Here is a 19248-nt window from a genome sequence, read left to right on the forward strand (position 1 = left end):
GCACCCGCAGAAGCCGAAGCAACAGCTGGCTTCCTGTGGGATGGCGGGGTGGGTCCGGTTGCGGGGGCCGCTGCAAGTACGTCCCTGTAAGCTCGGTCGCCGCATCCATGCGGCTCACGCCCCCCGCAACCGGACCCACCCCGCCTTCGACAGTTTCACGCGGCTGATGGTGGGTGCCGACCGTTGGTCGGCACGGCTTTTGTAGAGTCGAGCCGTGCTCGACTGCTTCCGGCCTCAGGCCAGGTAAACCTGCCCGTCGCGCACGTCCACCGGCACTGCGCGCAGGCGGTCGCCCTTGCAGGGACCGGCGATGCAGTCGCCGCTGTCCAGCGTGAACGAGGCGCCGTGCGCGGCGCATACCAGGTGGCCCTCGCGGCTCTTGAGGAACTGTCCCGGCGCCCAGTCCAGGCGGCGACCAGCGTGCGGGCAGATGTTCAGGAACGCGCGCACCTGCTCGCCGTCGCGATACAGCAGCAGCGACTCGGCATCGCCATCGACCAGCGCTTCGACCTCGGCAAACGCGCCATCGGCAATGGCATCAAGGGCGATCAGGGCAGCAGCGATAGTCATGGCGAAGGCTCGGACGGTAAACCGGAATTGTCGCATGCCTGCTCAGGTGACTGGCTGCGACATGAACACAAGTCATTGATCCGTAATAAGCACAGGCTATATTTAACGAGTTTTTCACTCAATGACAGTGGCGCGTCCCGATACTTTGGTTTCGCTGATCCCAGCCTATCGAGCCGCCATGTTCAATCGCGCATCCGCCTTCAACCAGTTCCGCACCCTGTTCGCGCCGCGCAAGCCGCGTCACCCGCTGGTGCGCGTCGCCGTGGGCCTGCTCGGCCTGGCGATCCTGGCCGCGATGGTGTTCATCGGTGTGTTCGTTGGCGCGGCGATGATCCTGGTCGGCCTGGCGTGGAAGCTGCTGGCTTCGCGCAAGCCGGGCGTTGCGCGTCCGGTTGACCCGACCGTGGTTGAAGGCGAGTACCGCGTGGTGCGCAAGCCGGTGTTGCCGGCCTCGCGCTGATCCAGGCCTTCCGCGCCCGCTGACGGCGGGCGCCATGCGTTCTAGACTGCGGGCACGCCCTTCCTGGATGCCCGCATGTCCGATGTCTCCGATGTGATCCCTGCCGTAGCCCTGCCGCGTGTACCGGTAGCCGGTGGCGGCAGCTTCCCCGTGCACCGCATCTACTGCGTCGGCCGCAATTTCGCCGACCACGCCCGCGAAATGGGCGCGGCGGTGCCGGCGGCCGATGACCGCGGCCGCCCGATGTTCTTCAGCAAGCCGGCTGACGCCATCGTGGTCGGCCACGACGATGCCATACCCTATCCGCCGGCAACCGCCAACCTGCACCACGAAGTGGAACTGGTGGTGGCGATCGGCCGCGACGCGCCCGCAGGCGAGCTGGCCGTGGCCGACGCCGATGCGCTGGTCTATGGTTACGCCGTCGGCCTGGACCTGACCCGCCGCGACCTGCAGGCCGCGGCCAAGGACAAGGGCCACCCGTGGGACGCGGCCAAGGGCTTCGACGCCTCCGCGCCGATCAGCGAAATCGTCCACGCCGAGGAAGTCGGCGACCTGGCCGCGCTGAACCTGTCGCTGGAGGTCAACGGCGAAGTCCGCCAGCAGGCACTGCTCGACCAGATGATCTGGAACGTGCCGGAGATCCTGCATGAGCTGTCCAAGCTGTGGCAGCTGCGTGCCGGCGACCTGGTGTTCATGGGCACCCCGTCCGGTGTGGCCGCACTGAAGCCCGGCGACCGCTTCAGTGCCCGCTTGGAAAACGTGGCCGAGCGCCACGGCGTGATCGCCGGCTGACATCACCTGCGCTACCCTGCGCGCTGTCCACTTCCCCACCGGAGAAAAACAACAATGGGAATGCTCACCGAGTTCAAGGAATTCGCCATGCGCGGCAACGTCATCGACCTCGCCGTCGGCGTGGTGATCGGCGCGGCCTTCGGGAAGATCGTGACGGCGCTGGTCGAGAAGATCATCATGCCGCCGCTGGGCTACCTGATCGGGCGCGTGGATTTCTCCAGCCTGGCCTGGACGTTGTCGCCAGCCCGGCTCGGACCGGATGGCAAGGAGATCCCGGCGGTGGTGGTTGGCTACGGCGACTTCATCAACACCGTCATCCAGTTCGTGATCGTGGCTTTCGCGATCTTCATCGTGGTCAAGGCGATCAACCGGCTGTCTCGCAAGAAGGAAGCTGCCCCGGCGGCGCCGGCCGAAGAAGTGGTGCTGCTGCGCGAGATCCGCGACAGCCTGAAGAAGTAAGGTATCGGGCGCCTATGGGCGCCCCTCCCACCTGTAGAGCCGAGCCCACGCTCGGCTGATCTGCAAAAGGCAGCCGAGCATTGGCTCGGCTCTACAGAAGCAGGCGAAAGCCCCGCCCCGGCGGGGCTTTCGCTTTGCTGCATCTGGCGGAAAACAGCATCCGCGCCTGCCATGACCTCCCGCCCATGCGCCGGGCTGAACGACTGTTAAGCTCCAAGGCTTAGGTCCCTTCCCGGAGTTGTCCATGCGTCGCCGCGTCCTTGCCATCGCATCCTCCCTCGCCCTGCTGGCCGCCCCGGCCTTCGCGGCGCCGCACACCACTACCCTGCCCCCGGCGTCGCTGGCCACCGCCGCACAGCTGCGCGACCAGGCGCTGGCCGATGACACCGGCTGGAAGGTGGTCGAGTCGCTCACCACCGAGATCGGCCCGCGCATTGCCGGCGGCGAAGCCGATGCCCGCGCCGTGGCCTGGGCCGAAGCCAAGTTCAAGGCCCTGGGCTTCGACAAGGTGTGGAAGGAGCCGGTGACGTTCCCGAAGTGGGAACGCCGCAGTGAACACGCCGCCGTGACCGGCAGCAACCCGCAGCCGCTGCAGATCACCGCACTGGGCGGCAGCCCGGGTGGCACCGTGGAAGCCGAAGTGGTGCGCTTTGCCGACCTGGCTGCGCTGCAGGCCGCACCGGCGGGTTCGCTGAAGGGCAAGATCGCCTTCGTCGATTACCAGATGCTGCCCTTCCGCGATGGCCGCGATTACGGCCGCGGCGGAGCGATCCGCAGCAAGGGGCCGTCCGAAGCGATCCGCAAGGGCGCGGTCGGTTTCCTGATGCGCTCGGCCGGTACCGACTCGCACCGCGTGCCGCACACCGGCATCACCCGTTTCGATGACGGCCTGACCCCGGTGCCGTCGGCCGCGCTGTCGGTGCCCGATGCCGACCAGCTGGCCCGCCTGCTGGCGCGTGGCAGCACCACGGTGAAGGTGGCACTGGATTGCGGTTGGGACGGCACCGCCACCTCCTACAACGTGATCGGCGAGATCACCGGCCGCAGCCTGCCGAAGGAAGTGGTGGTGATCGGTGGTCACCTGGATTCGTGGGACCTGGGCACCGGCGCGGTGGATGACGGCGCGGGCGTGGGCATCACCATGGCCGCCGGCCACCTGATCGGCCAGCTCAAGCAGGCACCGAAGCGCACCATCCGCGTGATCGCCTTCGCCAATGAGGAACAGGGGCTGTATGGCGGCAAGGCCTATGCCGAAGCGCACGCGAAGGACGTGGCCCTGCACCAGCTGGCCGCCGAGAGCGATTTCGGCGCAGGCCGCATCTACGCCTTCAATACCGGTTCGCCGAATCCGGAAGGCTCGCGCGAAGCGACGAAGCAGATTGCCGAAGTGATGAAGCCGCTGGGCATCGAGTACCAGGCCGACAAGGGTGGCCCGGGCCCGGACGTCGGCCCACTGGCCGCCAAGGGCGGTGCGTGGGCGTGGCTGGCGCAGGATGGCTCGGACTACTTCCACCTGCACCACACCGCCGACGACACGCTGGACAAGATCGACCCGAAGGCCCTGGCGCAGAACGTGGCCGCGTACACCGTGTTCGCGTATCTGGCGGCGGAAGCCGATGGCAGTTTCGGTAGCGAGGCCAAGGCGACCACGCCGCCGAACGAATGATGCTGTAGCGTCGGGCCATGCCCGGCGAGCGCAGCGGCAGGAGCGGTGCGACCCAAGGTTCGCACCCACCACGGCGGGTTCTGGACCGGAATCCGGCAGCGTCAGAGTCCTCGCGGGGCGAGGGCTCTGACCCCGCCCAGAGGGTTCAATCGCGGCGACTGGCCCATTGCGCCAGCAGTACCGCCGTAGCCGAGGCTACGTTCAGGCTCTCCACCGCGCCGCTGCCGGGAATCGAGACCTGCAGGTCGCACGCACCCGCCAGGCTGCGGTCCATGCCCTCGCCTTCGGCGCCCATCACGTACACCAGCCGCTCCGGCAGGGACGCGCGGAACACGTCATCCCCGCCCTCGACCAGGGTCGCGGCCAGGCCGAAACCGGCTGCGCGCAGTTGCGCCATTGCCTGAGCGGTCTCCGGCAGCTGCACCAGCGGCACCGCTTCGGCACCGCCTTCGGCCACGCGCGCGGCGGCGCCGGACAGGGCCAGCGTGCTGCCAGCCGGCAACAGCAGCGCCTTGGCACCGAAGTGCGCGGCCGAGCGCAGGATCGCGCCGAGGTTGTGCGGGTTGCCCACACCATCCAGCCACAGCGCCAGCGCCGGGCCGTCACCGACCTGCTGCAGCCACTGCGCCAGCGGCAGCGCCGGGGCGCGCAGCACGTCGGCCACCACGCCTTCGTGGTGGGTGGTGCCGGCCAGCTTGTTCAGATCGCCGTCTTCAACCACTCGGTAGCCCACGCGGTTGGCCACGCACCACTTCAACAGTGGCTGCAGGCGCGGAATGCGTGCTTCCAGCAGGTACAGCTTGCGCAGCGCCTGCGGCCGCGCTTCGAACGCAGCCAGCACGGCATTCAGGCCGTACAGACGCAGCTCATCGCTGCCACCGCGCCCACCACCGCCCGTGGCCGGCACCTCCGGGCGCGGCAACGGCGTTGCGCGCGGCGGACGGGCGGACGGGCGGCGGTTGTTCCAAGGGTTGTTCACTTACACACTCTCCTGCTTGCGCTGGCGCCAGAAATCGGCGTTCTTGATGCCCAGGGCATCAGGGTCGAACACCGGATCCAGGCCCAGCTTCTTCTGTCGTTCGTAGTCACGCAGGGCCAGCATCGCCGGCTTCTGGATGATGAGGATGGCGATGATGTTCAGCCAGGCCATCAGGCCGACGCCGATGTCGCCCAGCGCCCAGGCCAGGGTGGCATTGTGGAACGCGCCGAACACCACCATGCCGATGATGCCCAGGCGCAGCAGCAGCACGGTCAGCGGCCGCTTCCTGTTGTGGTTGACATAGCTGAGGTTGGTCTCGGCCATGTAGTAGTACGCCATGATGGTGGTGAAGGCGAAGAAGAAGATGGCCACCGATACGAACGCCGAACCCCAGCCCGGCAGCACCGCTTCCACGCCGGCCTGCGCGTAACCGGCGCCTTCCGGAATGCCGGCCAGGCCCTGGAAGATCGGCGCGGCGCCCTCCACCGGCGAGTACACGTTGTAGGTGCCGCTGGCCAGGATCAGGAACGCGGTGGCGGTGCACACCATCATGGTGTCGAAGTAGATCGCGAAGGCCTGCACATAGCCCTGCTTGGCCGGGTGCGAGACTTCCGAGGCAGCCGCAGCGTGCGGGCCCGAGCCCTGGCCGGCTTCGTTCGCGTAGATGCCGCGCTTGATGCCCCACTCCACCGCCAGGCCCATCATGGCGCCGAATGCGGCATGCGTACCGAAGGCACTCTTGAAGATGATGCCGAACATTTCCGGCACGCGGTCGTAGTTGATGATCATGATGATGATGGCCATCAGGATGAAACCGGCGGCCATGAACGGCACCACCACTTCGGCGAAGTTGGCGATGCGCTTGACGCCACCGAAGATGACCACGCCCAGCAGCAGCGCCACCACGATGCCGATCCCCAGCTTCAGCGCCTGCACCGATTCCATGCCGAAAGCCTGGCCATCGAGCGGACCGCACAGCGCGGTGCCACGGCAGGCGTTGATGATGCTGTCGGCGATGGCGTTGGCCTGCACGCCCGGCATCAGGAAGCCTGCGGCGATGATCGTGGCGACGGCGAAGGCCAGCGCATACCACTTCAGGCCCATGGCCTTTTCGATGTAGTACGCCGGGCCACCGCGGTAGCGGCCTTCGGCGTCCTTGGTCTTGTAGATCTGCGCCAGGGTGCATTCGACGTACGAGGTGGATGCGCCAAGGAAGCCCATCACCCACATCCAGAAGATCGCACCGGGACCGCCGAAGGCGATGGCGGTGGCCACGCCAGCGATGTTGCCGATGCCCATGCGGCCGGCCATCGACATGGCCAGCGCCTGGAACGAGGACACACCGGCGTCGGATTTCTCACCCCTGACGGTGAGGCGGCACATCTCGAAGAAGCCACGGATCTGCATGAAGCGGGTGCGCAGGCTGAAGAACAGGCCGGCGCCCAGGCACACGAAGATCAATGCCTTGCTCCAGATGATGCTGTTGATGAAGTGTACGGTTGCTTCCACGCGCGCTCTCTCCAGTCGGCGGGTTGTAAGGACGTCCCGTCGGCTGGAGGGGACCGGTCGATTCTCCCTGATCGCAGGCCGCTGCGGTAGCGCTGTCTTGTAGAGCCGAGCCCATGCTCGGCTTGGCCCCCCCGAGGGCAGCCGAGCATGGGCTCGGCGCTACAGCGGCCCGCCCGCGCGTTCAGGGCAGCTGCGTGCGCACCCGGGCGAAACGGCGCAGGTCGTGCAACACGCCGCGCTTGTAGACCGCGCAACGCTCCACGCCTTCTTCCTGGAAGCCGTTCTTCTCCAGCACCCGGGCCGAGCCGAGGTTGAAGTCGACCACGGTCGCCTGCAGCCTGAACAGGCGCAGCTCATCCATCACCCACGGGGCGAACAGGCCGACCACGCGGGTCATCAGGCCCTGCCCCCAATAGGCCCGGCCCAGCCAGTAACCCAGTTCGGCGGTATGCCCACGCTCGGCCACGCCCTGTTGGGCACCGACGCTGCCGCAGGCCTGGCCGTCGATCTCGATGGCCAGGTTCAGGGTGCCGGGAGCCAGCACGCGGCCGGCGAGGAAGGCCTCGCCATCCCCGCGCGTGTACGGGTAAGGGAAGCGGTCGCGCAGACCGCGCGATACCTCGGCGTCGTTGGCGTGGCGCAGCAGGGAGTCCAGGTCATCCGGGCGCCAGGGGCGCAGCTGGAAACCGTCACCCTGTAGTGGCGGGGTCAGAGCCCTTTCCGTTCCGGAAAGGGATCCGCCCCCTGGGCCGCCCCCGTCGGCGCGCGGGTCAGGCATGCCCGCCCACCGACGGCGATTCCGCTTCCTGCTTCTCCAGTTCGCGCTTCACCGCTTCCGGCGAACGGGTGTACGGCGCCAGCCGCGCGTAGAACGCCGGCACCACGAACAGCGACAGGAACGTCGAAAGAGTCACGCCGAAAATGATCACGATGCCGATCGTGCCACGGCTGGCCGAACCAGGACCACCGGCGACCACCAGCGGGATCGCGCCGACCACGGTGGCGATCGAGGTCATCAGGATCGGGCGCAGGCGCACCATCGCCGACTCGATGATCGCCTCGCGCACACTGCGCCCATCGTCGCGCAGCTGGTTGGCGAATTCGACGATGAGGATGCCGTTCTTCGCGGCAAGGCCGACCAGCATCACGATGCCGATCTGGCTGAACAGGTTCACCGTACCGCCACTCACCCACAACCCGACCAGCGCGCCGAGTACGCCCAGCGGCACGGTCAGCATGATGGTGAGCGGATGGATGAAGCTCTCGAACTGCGCCGCCAGCACTAGGTACACCACCAGCAGCGCCATCGCGAAGGTCAATAACACCGCGCCGCCGGCGCTCTGGTACTCGCGCGATTCGCCCTTCCAGTTCACCTGTGCGTACTGCGGCAGCTCTTCCTGGGCTACGTTCTGTGCCCAGGCGATGGCTTCGCCCAGCGGATAGCCCGGCGCCAGGCCGGCACTGATGGTGATCGAGCGCAGTCGGTTGAAGCGGTTCAGGGTGCCGGCCTCGGCCACTTCACTCAGCGTGACCAGGTTGGACAGCGGCACCAGCTCGCCGGAGTTGGCGCGCACGCGGATCGCGGCCAGGTCGGCCGGGCTGGCGCGACCATCGCGACCGGCCTGCACCAGCACGTCGTACTCCTCGCCGTTGTCGACGAAGGTGGTGACGCGACGTGAGCCCATCATGGTTTCCAGCGCCGAACCGATCGCGGTGACCGGCACGCCGAGATCGGCCGCACGCTGGCGGTCAATGTTCACCCGCATCTGCGGCCGGGTTTCCTTGTAATCGGAATCGGGGCCGACCAGGCCGGGATTGTCGGCCATGCGCAGCAGGATGCGGTCGCGCCACTGCGCGATCTCGGCATATTCCGGACCGCCCAGCACGATCTGGAACGGTTGGCCGCCGCTGCGCACCAGGCCACCACCCACCTGCGTGCGTACGCGCACGCCGCGGATGGTATCCAGTTCCTTCTGCAGTTCGTTGGCGACTTCGGGCGTACCCTCGCTGCGCTGGCGCCACGGCTGCAGGAAGATGCTGACGCGGCCGGTATGCATTTCCTCGCTGGCGCCCCAGCCGCCCGGCACGCGGGGGTTGGCACGCACGATCGGCTTGTCCGGGCCGACATGCGGCGCCAGCAGCGATTCCACCTGCTGCACCTGCTGCACGGTGTAGTCGTAGCCGGCGCCTTCCGGGCCGTCGATCATGATCTGGAACGAACCGCGGTCTTCGGCCGGCGCCAGTTCCGACGGCAGCAGCTTGAGCAGGCCCCAGCTGGCAGCCAGTGCGGCCACCATCACCAGCAGGTAGATCCAGGTGCGATCGACATGGTGATCGAGCACCCGCCCATAGGCACCCGCAAGGCGTTCCAGGTTGCGGTTGATGAAGCCGTGCAGGCCTCGCGGGGCCTGCCCGGTGTGCGGCTTGAGCAGCTTGGAGGCCATCATCGGCGTCAGTGTGAGCGCAACGAACGCGGACAACGCTACGGCAGCGGCCAGCGCCACGGCCAGTTCGCGGAACAGGCGCCCGGTGTTGCCTTCCAGGAAGCCGACCGGCAGGAACACCGCCACCAGTACAGCGGTGGTGGCGATCACCGCGAAGGCGACCTGCGCGGTGCCGCGCTTGGAGGCCACCAGCGGTGGCTCGCCCAGGTCGATGCGGCGCTGCACGTTTTCCACCACCACGATCGCATCGTCCACCACCAGGCCGATGCACAGCACCAGCGCCAGCAGGGTCAGCAGGTTGATCGAGAAGTCGAACGCATACAACGCGATGAACGCCGCCACCAGGCAGACCGGCACCGTCACCGCCGGAATCAACGCGGCGCGGAAGCTGCCGAGGAACAGCCAGATCACCGCCAGCACCAGGATCATCGCTTCCACCAGGGTGGCGTAGACGCGGTCCACTGCAGCTTCGATGAAGGTGGTGTTGTCGAAGGCGACGAAGATCTGCGTGCCCTTGGGCAGGGTCAGCGCCACCCGCTCGGCCTCGGCGCGCGCCGTGCGTGCCACGTCCAGCGAGTTGGCGGTGGAGGTCTTGACGATGCCCAGGCCGATGCCGGGCTCGCCGTTGCTGCGGTAGTACGCGCGGCGTTCGGCCGAGGCCAGCTCGATCTTCGCCACGTCGCCCATGCGCACCACGTAGCCGTCGCGGCCCTTGCCCAGCGGGATGGTCGCGAAATCCTCGGGCTTGATGTAGTTGCGTTCCACGCGCAGGGTGAAATCGCGGTCGGTCGACTCGATGCGGCCGGCCGGCAGCTCCACGTTCTCGTTGCGCAGCGCGGTTTCCACGTCGCCGGTGGTCAGCCCGCGCGCGGCCAGCTGGTCACGGTCCAGCCAGATCCGCATCGCATAGCGCTGGCGGCCGCCGATGCGGACCTGGGCCACGCCATCGAGGCTGGAGAAACGATCGACCACGTAGCGGTCGGCGTAGTCGCTCAGCTCCAGCGTGTCCATGGTCGAGGACACCATGTTGAACCAGATGATCGGGTCGGCATCGCTCTCGACCTTGGCAATCTCTGGTGGCCGCGCCTCTTCCGGCATGCGGTCGGCGACACGGCTGACCGCATCGCGCACGTCGTTGGCCGCCGCTTCGATATCACGGTTGGAGGTGAACTCGATGCTGACCTGCGAGCGGCCGTTGGTGCTGCGCGCGTTGATCGTATCGATGCCTTCGATGCCGGCCAGCGCATCTTCCAGCACCTGGGTGATGCGGCTTTCGATGACCGCCGCCGACGCGCCGGTGTAGTCCACCGACACCGAGACGATCGGAGGGTCGATGGCGGGCAGCTCGCGCAGGGTCAGGCGGGTGAAGGACATCACGCCCAGCACCAGAAGCAACAGGCTCATCACCACGGCGAACACCGGCCGCTGGATGGAGATGTCGGACAGCTTCATCCGCCGTGGCCCTCGGCCGCGACCGGCGCCGGCGCGTCAGCCGGTTTGGCGCCGGAGGCCGGTGCGGCGTCCTTCGCAGCAACCTTCAGGCCCGGGCGCAGCTTGCCGGTGCCATCGACCACGATGCGCTGGCCCGCTTCCAGGCCCTGCCGGATCTCGACCACGCCGGCACGGCGCGCGCCGGTGGCCACGTCCACCCGCTCGACACTGTCGTCGGCCTTGATGCGGTACACGAAGGTATCGCGGCCAACCTGTACCACGGCGATTTCCGGGACCACCAGCGCCGGGCGCTCGGGGCGGAACAGGCGCACGTCCAGCAGCATGCCCGGGCGCAATGCATGGTCGCCATTGGCGAAATCGGCGCGCACGGTCACTGCACGGGTGGCCGGATCGATGCGCGCATCGATGGTGCTGACCACGCCCTCGAAGGTGCGGCCCGGCCAGGCCACGCTGGTGGCACTGACCTTGTCACCAACACCCAGCGCAGCCAGCTCCACTTCCGGCACCTGGAAATCGACATGCATGTGCTCGATGTCGTCGAGCGTGGTGATGACCGTGGTCGGGGTCAGCAGCGATCCCGGGCTGACCTGGCGGATGCCGAGCACACCGGCAAAGGGCGCGCGCACGCGTCGGTCACCAATGTCTGCCTGCATCTGCATCACGCGTGCCTCGGCGGCGTCGCGGATCGACTTCTGCGTATCCAGCGTGGCGCTGGAGACCAGACGCTGGGCGGCCAGTTCGCGCTGGCGCTTGTACAGCTGATCGGCTTCATGGAAGGTGGCCTGCGCCTGCACCAGTGCGGCTTCCTGGGCCTGCCCGCGCAGCGTCACGATCGGCGCACCGGCAGCAATGTGCTGGCCGCTCTCGAAGTGCACTTTCTCGACGATCTCGCTGACTTTGGCAGTGACGCTGATCGACTCGCGCGCCTTGGCCGTGCCCAGTGCCTGCAGGGTGTCGTTCCACTGCGTGGGCTGCACGACCTGCGCGGTGACCGGCACCGCTTCGCCCTGCCGACGTGCGGCGGCCTCCTGTTTGCCTGCGCACCCGGCCAGCACGGCCAGGCTGAGGCCGAGGGCCAGGGTCGAAGCGATACGAGCCAACATGAACGGTCCTGATTGATCCACGGCCGCCGAGTGTAGGCAAGTGCCCATAAAAGCGGTATGTGCCAAGCGTTTACCGGCGTGGAACCAAGGCTGCGATAGCGCCTTGAACCCGTTCCGTGCAAGGCTGCCGTGGGCAGTGTCGGCGTGTGTCGGGGTGTATCCAGTGGTGCACCACCGCGGCCGTCATCGTAGAGTCGAACCTGCCCGACCGAGGGCGTCGGGCGGGGCCGGATCCTGGCGGGGATCCGGCCCCGTTTTTTTATCCTCGGCGGATCAATACCGGTAGTTCAACTTCATCCACACGCTGCGCCCCGGCTCGTTGAAGCGCACCGGGTCGGCCGGGAAGCCGAAGTCGGCGCTGCCGGCCAGGTTCAGGTGCTCGCTGTAGGCGCGGTCGAACAGGTTGTCGACGCCGGCGCTGAGCTGCAGCTGCGAACTGAAACGGTACGCCGCATTGAGCGCGAAGGTGGCAAATCCAGCGCTCGGCCCGAGGTCCTGCGCGACCACGTTGCCCTGTCCATCTGCGACACGATGCTGATGGGTCACCGCACGCAGCAGCGCACCGGCGCTCCAGCGCTGGCCCTCCCAGTTCGCACTCAGGCGCGCTTCCAGCGGCGGCATCTGCGGCAGCGGACGCTGCTGGTCGCGGTTCTCTCCCCAGGCATAGGCCAGCGTGCCGCCCAGCCTCCACTGCTCGGTCAGGCTCACTTCCAACCCGGCCTCGGCACCGGCAATGCGCGCCTCGACGTTGCTGGCCTGGCTCATGCCCATCATGCCGCTGCCGTGGTAGGTGAACAGGATGTAGTCCTGGATCTGCCCGGCATAGGCCGAGACCCAGGCCTGCACGCGCGGTCCCTTGTACTGCAGGCCGACGTCGAGCTGGGTGGTGCGCTCGGGCTGCACGCCGGTGAACGCGTTCACTGCACCGGCCGGGCCATGGTTGGGCGAGAACAGCTCCCAGTAGTCGGGCATGCGCTCACTGTGACCGAGCCCGGCGTACCAGGTCAGGCCATCGGCCAGGTCCTGCTCGTAACGCAGGAAACCGCTGCCGAGCCATTCCTTGCGCGTCTGCCCGGCGCTGGGATTGGGCCGGTTGCCCATCATGCCGCGGATCGATTGCCGCTCATCGCGGGCGCTGGCACGGTCGATGCGCAGGCCACTGATCCAGCGCTGGTCGGTGCCGGCGCCGAGGGTCAACTCGGTGAACACGCCATAGCGGCGGAAGTTGGCATCGGTCTCCCAGGCGGCCTGGCGGTAGGTGTCGCGGCCCATGCCCATGCGGCCACGATGGCGGCTGTCTTCGCCATCCACACCGGCCACCAGCTGCACGTCCTGCCAGCGCCACTCGGAACTGACCCGGCCGCCCTGGGTACGGCGGTCCACGTTCGAGGCCATCGGCATCGGCATCATGCTGTGCGGGTTCGGCGTGCGCAGCGTGTAGTTGTCCATCACGTGGTCGGCTTCGTTGTAGTACACGTTGGCCTGCAACGTATCCCACGCACCGGGCAGGTTGCGCTTCTCGAAGCGCGCGGCATAACTGGTGCGTTCGAACGCAGCACCGTCCATGCCGCGCCCGGCGTAGCGCGCGATCGCATCGCCGGCACCGGCGGAGATTTCCAGCAGCGTGTCGGCATCCGGCGTCCAGCCGATGGCCACGTCACCGTTCCACTTGCGCCACCTCGATGGCACCACATCGCCGTGGCCGTCCTTGTAGTCATCGGCTTCGGAACGGTTGCCGCTGGCGCGCACATAGCCGGTCGGGTTGCCCAGGGTCAGGTCCAGCACCTGGTCGTTGCGGTTGCGCGAACCGACCAGCGCGCTGGCATCGGCACGCAGGCCCGGTTCCTCGAAGCGCGGTGTATCGCGTTCGAAGCGCACGGTGCCGGCCGAGGCACCTGCCCCCCAGCGCACGCTCTGCGGGCCCTTGATGATGGTCAGCCGGTCGAAGCTCTCCGGTGCGATGTAGGACAGCGGGTTGTCCATGCGCGAGGGGCAGGCACCGATCAGGTTGCCGTCATTGCTGAGGATGTTCAGGCGCGAACCAAACATGCCGCGCAGCACCGGGTCACCGTTGGTGCCGCCGTTGCGGATGGCGGAGAAGCCAGGAACGGTCTTCAGATAGTCGGCGCCGTCACTGGCCGGAACCGGCTGCCGTGGCAGGCGTGGATCGGTCACCCAGTGCAGTGGCGACGAAGGCGCGGCGGCGGTGACCACCAGCGTGTCGAGAGTGCGCGCCTCTTCGGCAGGCGCGGCGTGGACCAGCGTTGCAGCCACGGCCAGGCCAAGGGCAACCGGCAGGCGCGCGCAGGCGCCCGCGGGGCGGGAAGTCATTTTCATCGGAACAGCTCCAAAGTACGCACGCGCGCACGGCGCCCGGTCAGGCGTCGTGCGGCAGATTCGATAGGGACATCAGCGGACGATGGCGGGGCGCGGTGGCCCACGTGCGGCGTGCGCCGGCCAACGCAGTGCCGGCAGCACCTGTTGCGACCACGGGAATACCAGCCGCGGCCGCCACAGCAACGGCAACAGCAGCACCAGCACCGCCAGCCACGGCAGCAGGCGCATGGCCAGCACGCAGTATTCGCAGGCTTCGCCGTGCATGGCGTGGGGGTCGGCCGGGCGGTTGGGTGCTGCCTGCGAAGCGCCATGCGGGTCGTGCCCGGCCATGGTCATGTCGTGCATGTCATGTCCCATGGCCGCGTGGTCCATGCCTGCCATCGCCGCGTGGTCCATCGGCGGCGCCTGCAGCGCGCGGCTGACCAGTGGCGCAAGCACCATCAGCAGCGTCGCCAGGACGGCGAGCTGGAGCAGAAGGCGCTGCGGGCGGGACAGGCGGGTCACCGCGCTAGTGTAGAGGCAGGTCCAGGGTTGCCCTGTGCGACGAACCGTCGCAGGAGGGGGTTTATCGGCAGGGCTGCGCCCTGCACCCGCTGCGAGCTGGAGCAACAGCAACAGCCGAAGCAAAAGCGGGCTTCCTGTAGGTAGGCGGGGTGGGTCCGGTTGCGGGGGACGCCGTAAATACGTCCATGTAGGCTCGGTCGCCGCTTGCTCGTGTGCGCTGTCCTGCGCACACGGCAAGACCGGGGTTGGGCGTCCTGCCCAACCCGCCCGAGGCATGCCTCGGGCCCATGCGGCTCACGCCCCCGCAACCGGACCCACCCCGCCTTCGACAGCTTCCCGCGATCTGCAGGAGATCCACGCCATGCGTGGATGAATCTCCATCGGAATCGAATATTTCGAATTGGAATCGAAAAGCATCCACGCATGGCGTGGATCTACTGTGTCGACCAAGGTCGACACCTACCAACAGCCATCGGGATCTGTCAGAGGCGGGGCGGTGTGGGCAGGCAGGACCGTTGGCGCCATGGATGGCGCCATCGAGCCCCCAAGGATGGGTTTAAGGCGTGTCCTGCCTGCCCACACCGCCCCGCCCCCCACGGAAGCCAGCTGTTGCTGTTGCTTCGGCTGTTGCCATTGATTCGGCGGGTGCAGGGCTGCAAGCCCTGCTCGACCAACCCCTCACACCGTGATGGTCTGGGTCAATGACTCCCACGTCGGGGGCACCGGCCACGCTGCGGCCTGGTTGCCATCCAGCACCCTGCGCAGGTCGCGCGGATCAATCTGCGGTGCCAGCACGTGCACCAGCTCCAGCGCGTAATCACGCAGCACGCGGTCGCGCGGCAACACCGCCCAGGCGATGCACTCGCTGATCGGATCCGGCGCCGGCCACGACCTCAGGTCTTCGTCATTGGAACTGACCGCCATCTCGGCCAGCAGGCCTACGCCCAGCCCCGTGCGCACGTAGGTCTTGATCAGGTCGGCATCGAGCGCGGTCAGCGCCAGGTCGGGCACCAGCCCATTGGTGGCGAAGGCGCGTTGCAGGGATGAGTTCGGTCGGGTTGACGATTCGTAGCTGATCAGCGGCTGGCGGGCCAGCGCGGCCAGGTCCGGTGCGCGGCCGGCGCGGTCCAACGGGTGGCCCTTGGGTACCACCACCAGGCGTCGCCAGCGGAACAGCGGCACTGCGATGCCATCGGTTGGCTCACCGCCTGCGGTGCTGATGATGGCGATATCGGCGTCACCCTGGTTCAAGCGGTCCAGCGCGTCGGTTTCACCGGCCTGCTGCAGGTGCACGCTGACCTGCGGATAGGCCTGCTTGATCGCCGCCACCGCCGGCGGCAACACGAAGCGCGCCTGGGTGTGCGTGGTGGTCAGGATCAGCTGGCCCTGGCTTTCACGCCGCTGGTTTGCCGCGTACGTACGGATGTTGTTGGCTTCGGCCAGCACCGCGCGGGCACGCGCGATGACTTCGGTTCCGGCCGGGGTAACCGACTCCAGGCTGCGTCCCTTGCGCACGAACAACAGGAAGCCGAGCTCGTCCTCCAGCTGCTTGAGCTGCTTGGACAGGCCGGGCTGGGTGGCGTGCACGCGCGAGGCGGCCAGCGTGATGTTCAGCTCGGCGTCGGCGATGGCTACCAGGTAGCGCAGCTGGGTCAGCGTCATGGGCAGGCAGGCGGCATGGGGCGGAAGTCCACTCTAGGGTCAATTGCCGTCACCAGCTTATAACCAAAGGTTGTTTAAGAAAGGTATCTGGTCATTTCCGGGCGTCATATGCCGGCGCTACGGTCAGCCGGCAGCCGCTGGCCTGAACGGCCAGCCCTCCCCCCTTCGCCCGCCGTAACCCGGCGCGGCCCCGTTTCCGGAGCGCTCCCATGGCCCTGTACGACTCCATCCTCGATACCGTCGGCAACACCCCCATCGTCAGGCTGCAGCGCCTGGCGCCGCCACAGGTCAGCGTCTACGCCAAGGTCGAGTCGTTCAACCCGGGCGGCTCGGTGAAGGACCGCCTGGCGCTGGCGATCATCCTCGATGCCGAAGCACGTGGCCTGCTCAAGCCGGGCGACACGATCGTGGAGGCCACCTCGGGCAACACCGGCGTAGCACTGGCGATGGTCGCCGCCGCGCGCGGCTACAAGTTCGTGGCCACCATGGTCGAAACCTTCTCGGTCGAGCGCCGCAAGCTGATGCGTGCCTACGGCGCCAAGGTGATCCTGACCCCGGCCGCCGAGCGCGGCAGCGGCATGGTGCGCAGGGCGGCCGAGCTGGCCGAGCAGCACGGCTGGTTCCTGGCCAGCCAGTTCGCCAACCCGGCCAACCCGGCGTATCACCGCAACACCACCGCTGCCGAGATCCTGCGCGACTTCGCCGGCAAGCGGCTGGACTACTTCGTCAGCGGCTGGGGCACCGGCGGCACGCTCACTGGCGTAGGCGAAGTGCTGAAGGTGGCACGCCCGCAGACCCGCATCATCGCCACCGAACCGGCCGGCGCCGCCCTGCTCAAGGGGGATGACTGGAAGCCGCACAAGATCCAGGGCTGGACCCCGGACTTCGTGCCGGACGTGCTCAACCGCGACGTGGTGGATGAACTGGTCTCGGTCGAAGATGATCGCGCGATCGCCACCGCGCGTCGCCTGGCCGCCGAGGAAGGCATCTTCGTCGGCATCTCCGCCGGCGCCACCGTGGCCAGCGCACTGGACATCGCTGCCCGCGCTGAACCGGGCTCGGTGATCCTTGCGATGCTGCCGGATACTGGTGAACGTTACTTCTCCACACCGCTGTTCGCCGATGTGAACGAAGGATCCGACGACGACTGGCTGGCCGGCCTGCCGTAACAGCCGGGGTCAGAGCCTTTTCCGTTCGGAAAAGGATCCGGCTCCTTCCCGCTTCAGCCTGCGTGAAGGCGTCGCCCGCCATCGTGCGCGAAGGCCGTTGGATCGCAGCGCGTGAGACGGTCATGACGCAGCATCGATGCCCTGTCCCCTACCGTGGGAACAGCCGGCGCAGATGCTGCGCGGATCACCTCACAGGCAGGAGACGGACGCATGAAGATCGAGGTTTGGCAGGGCGACATCACGACCCTGGCGGTGGATGCGATCGTCAACGCGGCCAATGAAACGCTGCTCGGTGGCGGCGGTGTCGACGGCGCGATCCATCGTGCAGCCGGGTCCGCATTGCGGGCCGAGTGCGAGCGGTTGCCCGAGCTGCGCCCCGGCGTGCGTTGCCCGACCGGCGAAGTGCGTGCCACCGGCGCTTACGCCTTGCCGGCACGGCATGTACTGCACACGGTGGGCCCGGTCTGGCACGACGGCCAGCGCGACGAGCCGGCATTGCTCGCCAACTGCTACTGGAAATCACTGCAGCTGGCCGAGTCGCTGGGGGTGCAGTCGATCGCCTTCCCGGCGATCAGCTGCGGTGTGTATGGCTATCCGCTGTACCAGGCGGCGCAGATCGCCGTGACCGAGACACTGGCCTGGCAGCGCAGCCATGCGCAACCGATGCGCATCGTGCTGGTGGCGTTCAATACCGCAACGGCCAAGGCCTACCAGCAGGCGTTGAGCGCCGCCGGGCAAAGTGCTGACAGCGAACCGCGTGGGTCGCTGCTGCCGCCCCTGGGTGATGCGGGCTTTGCCGCCGCGCACTGAATCCGGCGGTCAGCGTCAAGGAAAGGCCGGGCATTGCCCGGCCTTTCCTGTAGCACCGTTGTCCACACTCCCACGGAGTGTGGAACACGTTCAACGGCTGGCAGCTTCCACCGCGGTGGCGTCATCGGCCACAGCAGCGGCGGCGTCGGCAGCGGCACTTGCCGCCGAGGCCGCAGCCTCGTCGGCGCTGGCGCCGTCCACCTGCACGCGTACTTCCACCATGCCCGCGCCGTTGCTCAGGCTGGACACCTCGACGGTGTAATGACCAGCCGGCAATGCTTCTTCCAGGCGTGCGTTGGTATCGTTGCCACCGTCATCGTCGGTCAGTTCGACATCGCCGCCAACCACGCGCAGCACGGTATCGAGCTGGCCGGAGATCGCATCCAACCGCACATTGGTCGGACGGTCCAACGTCAGCAGGAAGCGGCGGACGCCATCGTTGTCGAGCATCGTGTACACGCTGCCGGACTTCGGCAATGCGGTGCCATCGCGATCGACCAGGTTGCCCGGCAGCTCGATGCGATTGGCCGACAAGGTGAACATGCCACTGACGCCGTCGCCGAGGCCGCGCGCGGTCAGCGTGTACTTGCCCGGCTTCAGTGACAGGGTCAGGCGCGAGTTGGTGCTGTCGCCGCCGTCGTCATTCTCGGCATCCACGCCCTGCCCGGAAAGCTTCAGCACCGGGTCGAAGGCATCCGAGACCAGCCGGATCTCGTACAGGCCCGCCTTGTCCACCTGCAAGGTGTAGTCCTGCGAGTTGCTGGCCAGCATATCGACGATCTCGCCACTGCCCACCAGCGGCTTGCCGTCGTACGGCTTCAGCTTCTCGGCGCGAAGGCGATAAGGGCCGAACGCGGTCGGGCCATCGGCGTTGACTGCCACCTGGTAGGTACCACTGCCGTTGGCGCGGAAAGCCAGCGAGACGTCCCCCTCGCGCTCATAGCCGGTGTTGCTGGTGGATACCAGGCTGCCATTGTTGAACACCGCAATCGAGCCGCTGAGGGCACCAGTAAGCTTCAGGCCGACCAGATCCCTGTCTTCCAGCTTGATCTGGTAGAGCTGGTGATGGCTGCCGTCGTTGAAGTTGATGCCGCTGCGCGAGGTGATCTCGCCGGAGACCGGCTTGTCGAAATCGAGCGACGCGGCCTTGCCCGCAACCGCGCCGCCGCCGATGCGGTTGCACCCGCCGGCGACCAGGACCGTGGCTACGGCCAGTGTGATTGCTGCCAAACGCATGTTGTTTCTCCTTGGCCTTCCATGTGGTTCCCACGCACCGGCCGGGCGCATGGGGGCGGAAAAGATACCCGCAAAAGCAAACGCCGGCGTGATGCC

General features: G+C 67.5%; 16 protein-coding genes. 6 read left to right on the top strand and 10 right to left on the bottom strand.

Annotation, left to right across the window (positions count from 1 at the left end; translation table 11 throughout):
- Window positions 1-234: 234 nt before the first annotated feature.
- A complete protein-coding gene (locus AC2A1N_RS14745; RefSeq protein ID WP_242892003.1) occupies window positions 235-570 on the bottom strand; it encodes a Rieske (2Fe-2S) protein in 336 nt (111 codons plus the stop codon).
- Window positions 571-748: 178 nt separating this feature from the next.
- Between AC2A1N_RS14745 and AC2A1N_RS14750 the strand changes: the two genes are divergently transcribed.
- The 4 genes from AC2A1N_RS14750 to AC2A1N_RS14765 all read left to right on the top strand — a co-directional run bounded on the left by AC2A1N_RS14750 (window position 749) and on the right by AC2A1N_RS14765 (window position 3947).
- Complete coding sequence (locus AC2A1N_RS14750; RefSeq protein ID WP_005410817.1) at window positions 749-1030, top strand: hypothetical protein; 282 nt, start codon at window positions 749-751, stop codon at window positions 1028-1030.
- Window positions 1031-1105: 75 nt separating this feature from the next.
- The gene (locus AC2A1N_RS14755; protein ID WP_019660190.1) at window positions 1106-1822 is read left to right on the top strand and encodes a fumarylacetoacetate hydrolase family protein; all 717 of its coding nucleotides are present in this window, start codon (window positions 1106-1108) and stop codon (window positions 1820-1822) included.
- 54 nt (window positions 1823-1876) lie between these two features.
- The gene (gene mscL, locus AC2A1N_RS14760; protein WP_005418809.1) at window positions 1877-2281 is read left to right on the top strand and encodes a large-conductance mechanosensitive channel protein MscL; all 405 of its coding nucleotides are present in this window, start codon (window positions 1877-1879) and stop codon (window positions 2279-2281) included.
- Between the two features lie 244 nt (window positions 2282-2525).
- Window positions 2526-3947, top strand: a complete 1422-nt coding sequence (locus AC2A1N_RS14765) for a M28 family peptidase (protein WP_484372701.1) — start codon at window positions 2526-2528, stop codon at window positions 3945-3947.
- 145 nt (window positions 3948-4092) lie between these two features.
- Here AC2A1N_RS14765 and AC2A1N_RS14770 read toward each other — a convergent pair whose 3' ends face one another.
- From AC2A1N_RS14770 to AC2A1N_RS14805, 8 genes are all read right to left on the bottom strand, one after another.
- Window positions 4093-4926, bottom strand: coding sequence for a TrmH family RNA methyltransferase (locus AC2A1N_RS14770; protein WP_061479306.1), 834 nt, complete (start codon window positions 4924-4926; stop codon window positions 4093-4095).
- Complete coding sequence (locus AC2A1N_RS14775) at window positions 4927-6435, bottom strand: alanine/glycine:cation symporter family protein (RefSeq protein ID WP_061479307.1); 1509 nt, start codon at window positions 6433-6435, stop codon at window positions 4927-4929. It lies immediately after the preceding gene.
- Window positions 6436-6616: 181 nt separating this feature from the next.
- Window positions 6617-7213 carry a GNAT family N-acetyltransferase gene (locus tag AC2A1N_RS14780; protein ID WP_154351328.1) on the bottom strand — a complete coding sequence of 199 codons (597 nt, stop codon included), beginning with the start codon at window positions 7211-7213 and terminating at the stop codon, window positions 6617-6619.
- Entirely contained in the window at window positions 7206-10331 is a 3126-nt protein-coding gene (locus AC2A1N_RS14785) for an efflux RND transporter permease subunit (protein ID WP_484372704.1), read from the bottom strand. The genes AC2A1N_RS14780 and AC2A1N_RS14785 overlap by 8 nt, the downstream gene beginning before the upstream one ends.
- The gene (locus AC2A1N_RS14790; RefSeq protein WP_134968096.1) at window positions 10328-11434 is read right to left on the bottom strand and encodes an efflux RND transporter periplasmic adaptor subunit; all 1107 of its coding nucleotides are present in this window, start codon (window positions 11432-11434) and stop codon (window positions 10328-10330) included. The genes AC2A1N_RS14785 and AC2A1N_RS14790 overlap by 4 nt, the downstream gene beginning before the upstream one ends.
- Before the next feature lie 273 nt (window positions 11435-11707).
- Window positions 11708-13771, bottom strand: coding sequence for a TonB-dependent copper receptor (locus tag AC2A1N_RS14795; RefSeq protein WP_484372707.1), 2064 nt, complete (start codon window positions 13769-13771; stop codon window positions 11708-11710).
- Between the two features lie 72 nt (window positions 13772-13843).
- On the bottom strand, window positions 13844-14275 hold the full coding sequence (locus tag AC2A1N_RS14800) for a DUF2946 domain-containing protein (protein ID WP_061479312.1): 432 nt from the start codon (window positions 14273-14275) through the stop codon (window positions 13844-13846).
- Between the two features lie 678 nt (window positions 14276-14953).
- Window positions 14954-15937, bottom strand: a complete 984-nt coding sequence (locus AC2A1N_RS14805) for a LysR family transcriptional regulator (RefSeq protein WP_061479313.1) — start codon at window positions 15935-15937, stop codon at window positions 14954-14956.
- A gap of 209 nt (window positions 15938-16146) precedes the next feature.
- Here AC2A1N_RS14805 and cysK point away from each other — a divergent pair, with 209 nt between their 5' ends.
- The gene (gene cysK, locus AC2A1N_RS14810; RefSeq protein ID WP_061479314.1) at window positions 16147-17106 is read left to right on the top strand and encodes a cysteine synthase A; all 960 of its coding nucleotides are present in this window, start codon (window positions 16147-16149) and stop codon (window positions 17104-17106) included.
- Window positions 17107-17316: 210 nt separating this feature from the next.
- Entirely contained in the window at window positions 17317-17916 is a 600-nt protein-coding gene (locus AC2A1N_RS14815) for an O-acetyl-ADP-ribose deacetylase (RefSeq protein WP_484372710.1), read from the top strand.
- Window positions 17917-18006: 90 nt separating this feature from the next.
- Here the strand turns inward: AC2A1N_RS14815 and AC2A1N_RS14820 are convergent, their stop codons facing one another.
- Window positions 18007-19152 carry an ABC transporter substrate-binding protein gene (locus tag AC2A1N_RS14820; RefSeq protein ID WP_484372712.1) on the bottom strand — a complete coding sequence of 382 codons (1146 nt, stop codon included), beginning with the start codon at window positions 19150-19152 and terminating at the stop codon, window positions 18007-18009.
- Window positions 19153-19248: the final 96 nt, after the last annotated feature.

This window comes from Stenotrophomonas maltophilia group sp. SKK55, assembly GCF_057179845.1.

Excerpts from the sequence above, each read along its gene's own strand:
- AC2A1N_RS14745 (WP_242892003.1), bottom strand. The coding sequence starts at position 570 with ATGACTATCGCTGCTGCCCTGATCGCCCTTGATGCCATTGCCGATGGC.
- AC2A1N_RS14750 (WP_005410817.1), top strand. The coding sequence starts at position 749 with ATGTTCAATCGCGCATCCGCCTTCAACCAGTTCCGCACCCTGTTCGCG.
- AC2A1N_RS14755 (WP_019660190.1), top strand. The coding sequence starts at position 1,106 with ATGTCCGATGTCTCCGATGTGATCCCTGCCGTAGCCCTGCCGCGTGTA.
- mscL (WP_005418809.1), top strand. The coding sequence starts at position 1,877 with ATGGGAATGCTCACCGAGTTCAAGGAATTCGCCATGCGCGGCAACGTC.
- AC2A1N_RS14765 (WP_484372701.1), top strand. The coding sequence starts at position 2,526 with ATGCGTCGCCGCGTCCTTGCCATCGCATCCTCCCTCGCCCTGCTGGCC.
- AC2A1N_RS14780 (WP_154351328.1), bottom strand. The coding sequence starts at position 7,213 with ATGCCTGACCCGCGCGCCGACGGGGGCGGCCCAGGGGGCGGATCCCTT.
- AC2A1N_RS14785 (WP_484372704.1), bottom strand. The coding sequence starts at position 10,331 with ATGAAGCTGTCCGACATCTCCATCCAGCGGCCGGTGTTCGCCGTGGTG.
- AC2A1N_RS14790 (WP_134968096.1), bottom strand. The coding sequence starts at position 11,434 with ATGTTGGCTCGTATCGCTTCGACCCTGGCCCTCGGCCTCAGCCTGGCC.
- AC2A1N_RS14795 (WP_484372707.1), bottom strand. The coding sequence starts at position 13,771 with ATGAAAATGACTTCCCGCCCCGCGGGCGCCTGCGCGCGCCTGCCGGTT.
- AC2A1N_RS14805 (WP_061479313.1), bottom strand. The coding sequence starts at position 15,937 with ATGACGCTGACCCAGCTGCGCTACCTGGTAGCCATCGCCGACGCCGAG.
- cysK (WP_061479314.1), top strand. The coding sequence starts at position 16,147 with ATGGCCCTGTACGACTCCATCCTCGATACCGTCGGCAACACCCCCATC.
- AC2A1N_RS14815 (WP_484372710.1), top strand. The coding sequence starts at position 17,317 with ATGAAGATCGAGGTTTGGCAGGGCGACATCACGACCCTGGCGGTGGAT.
- AC2A1N_RS14820 (WP_484372712.1), bottom strand. The coding sequence starts at position 19,152 with ATGCGTTTGGCAGCAATCACACTGGCCGTAGCCACGGTCCTGGTCGCC.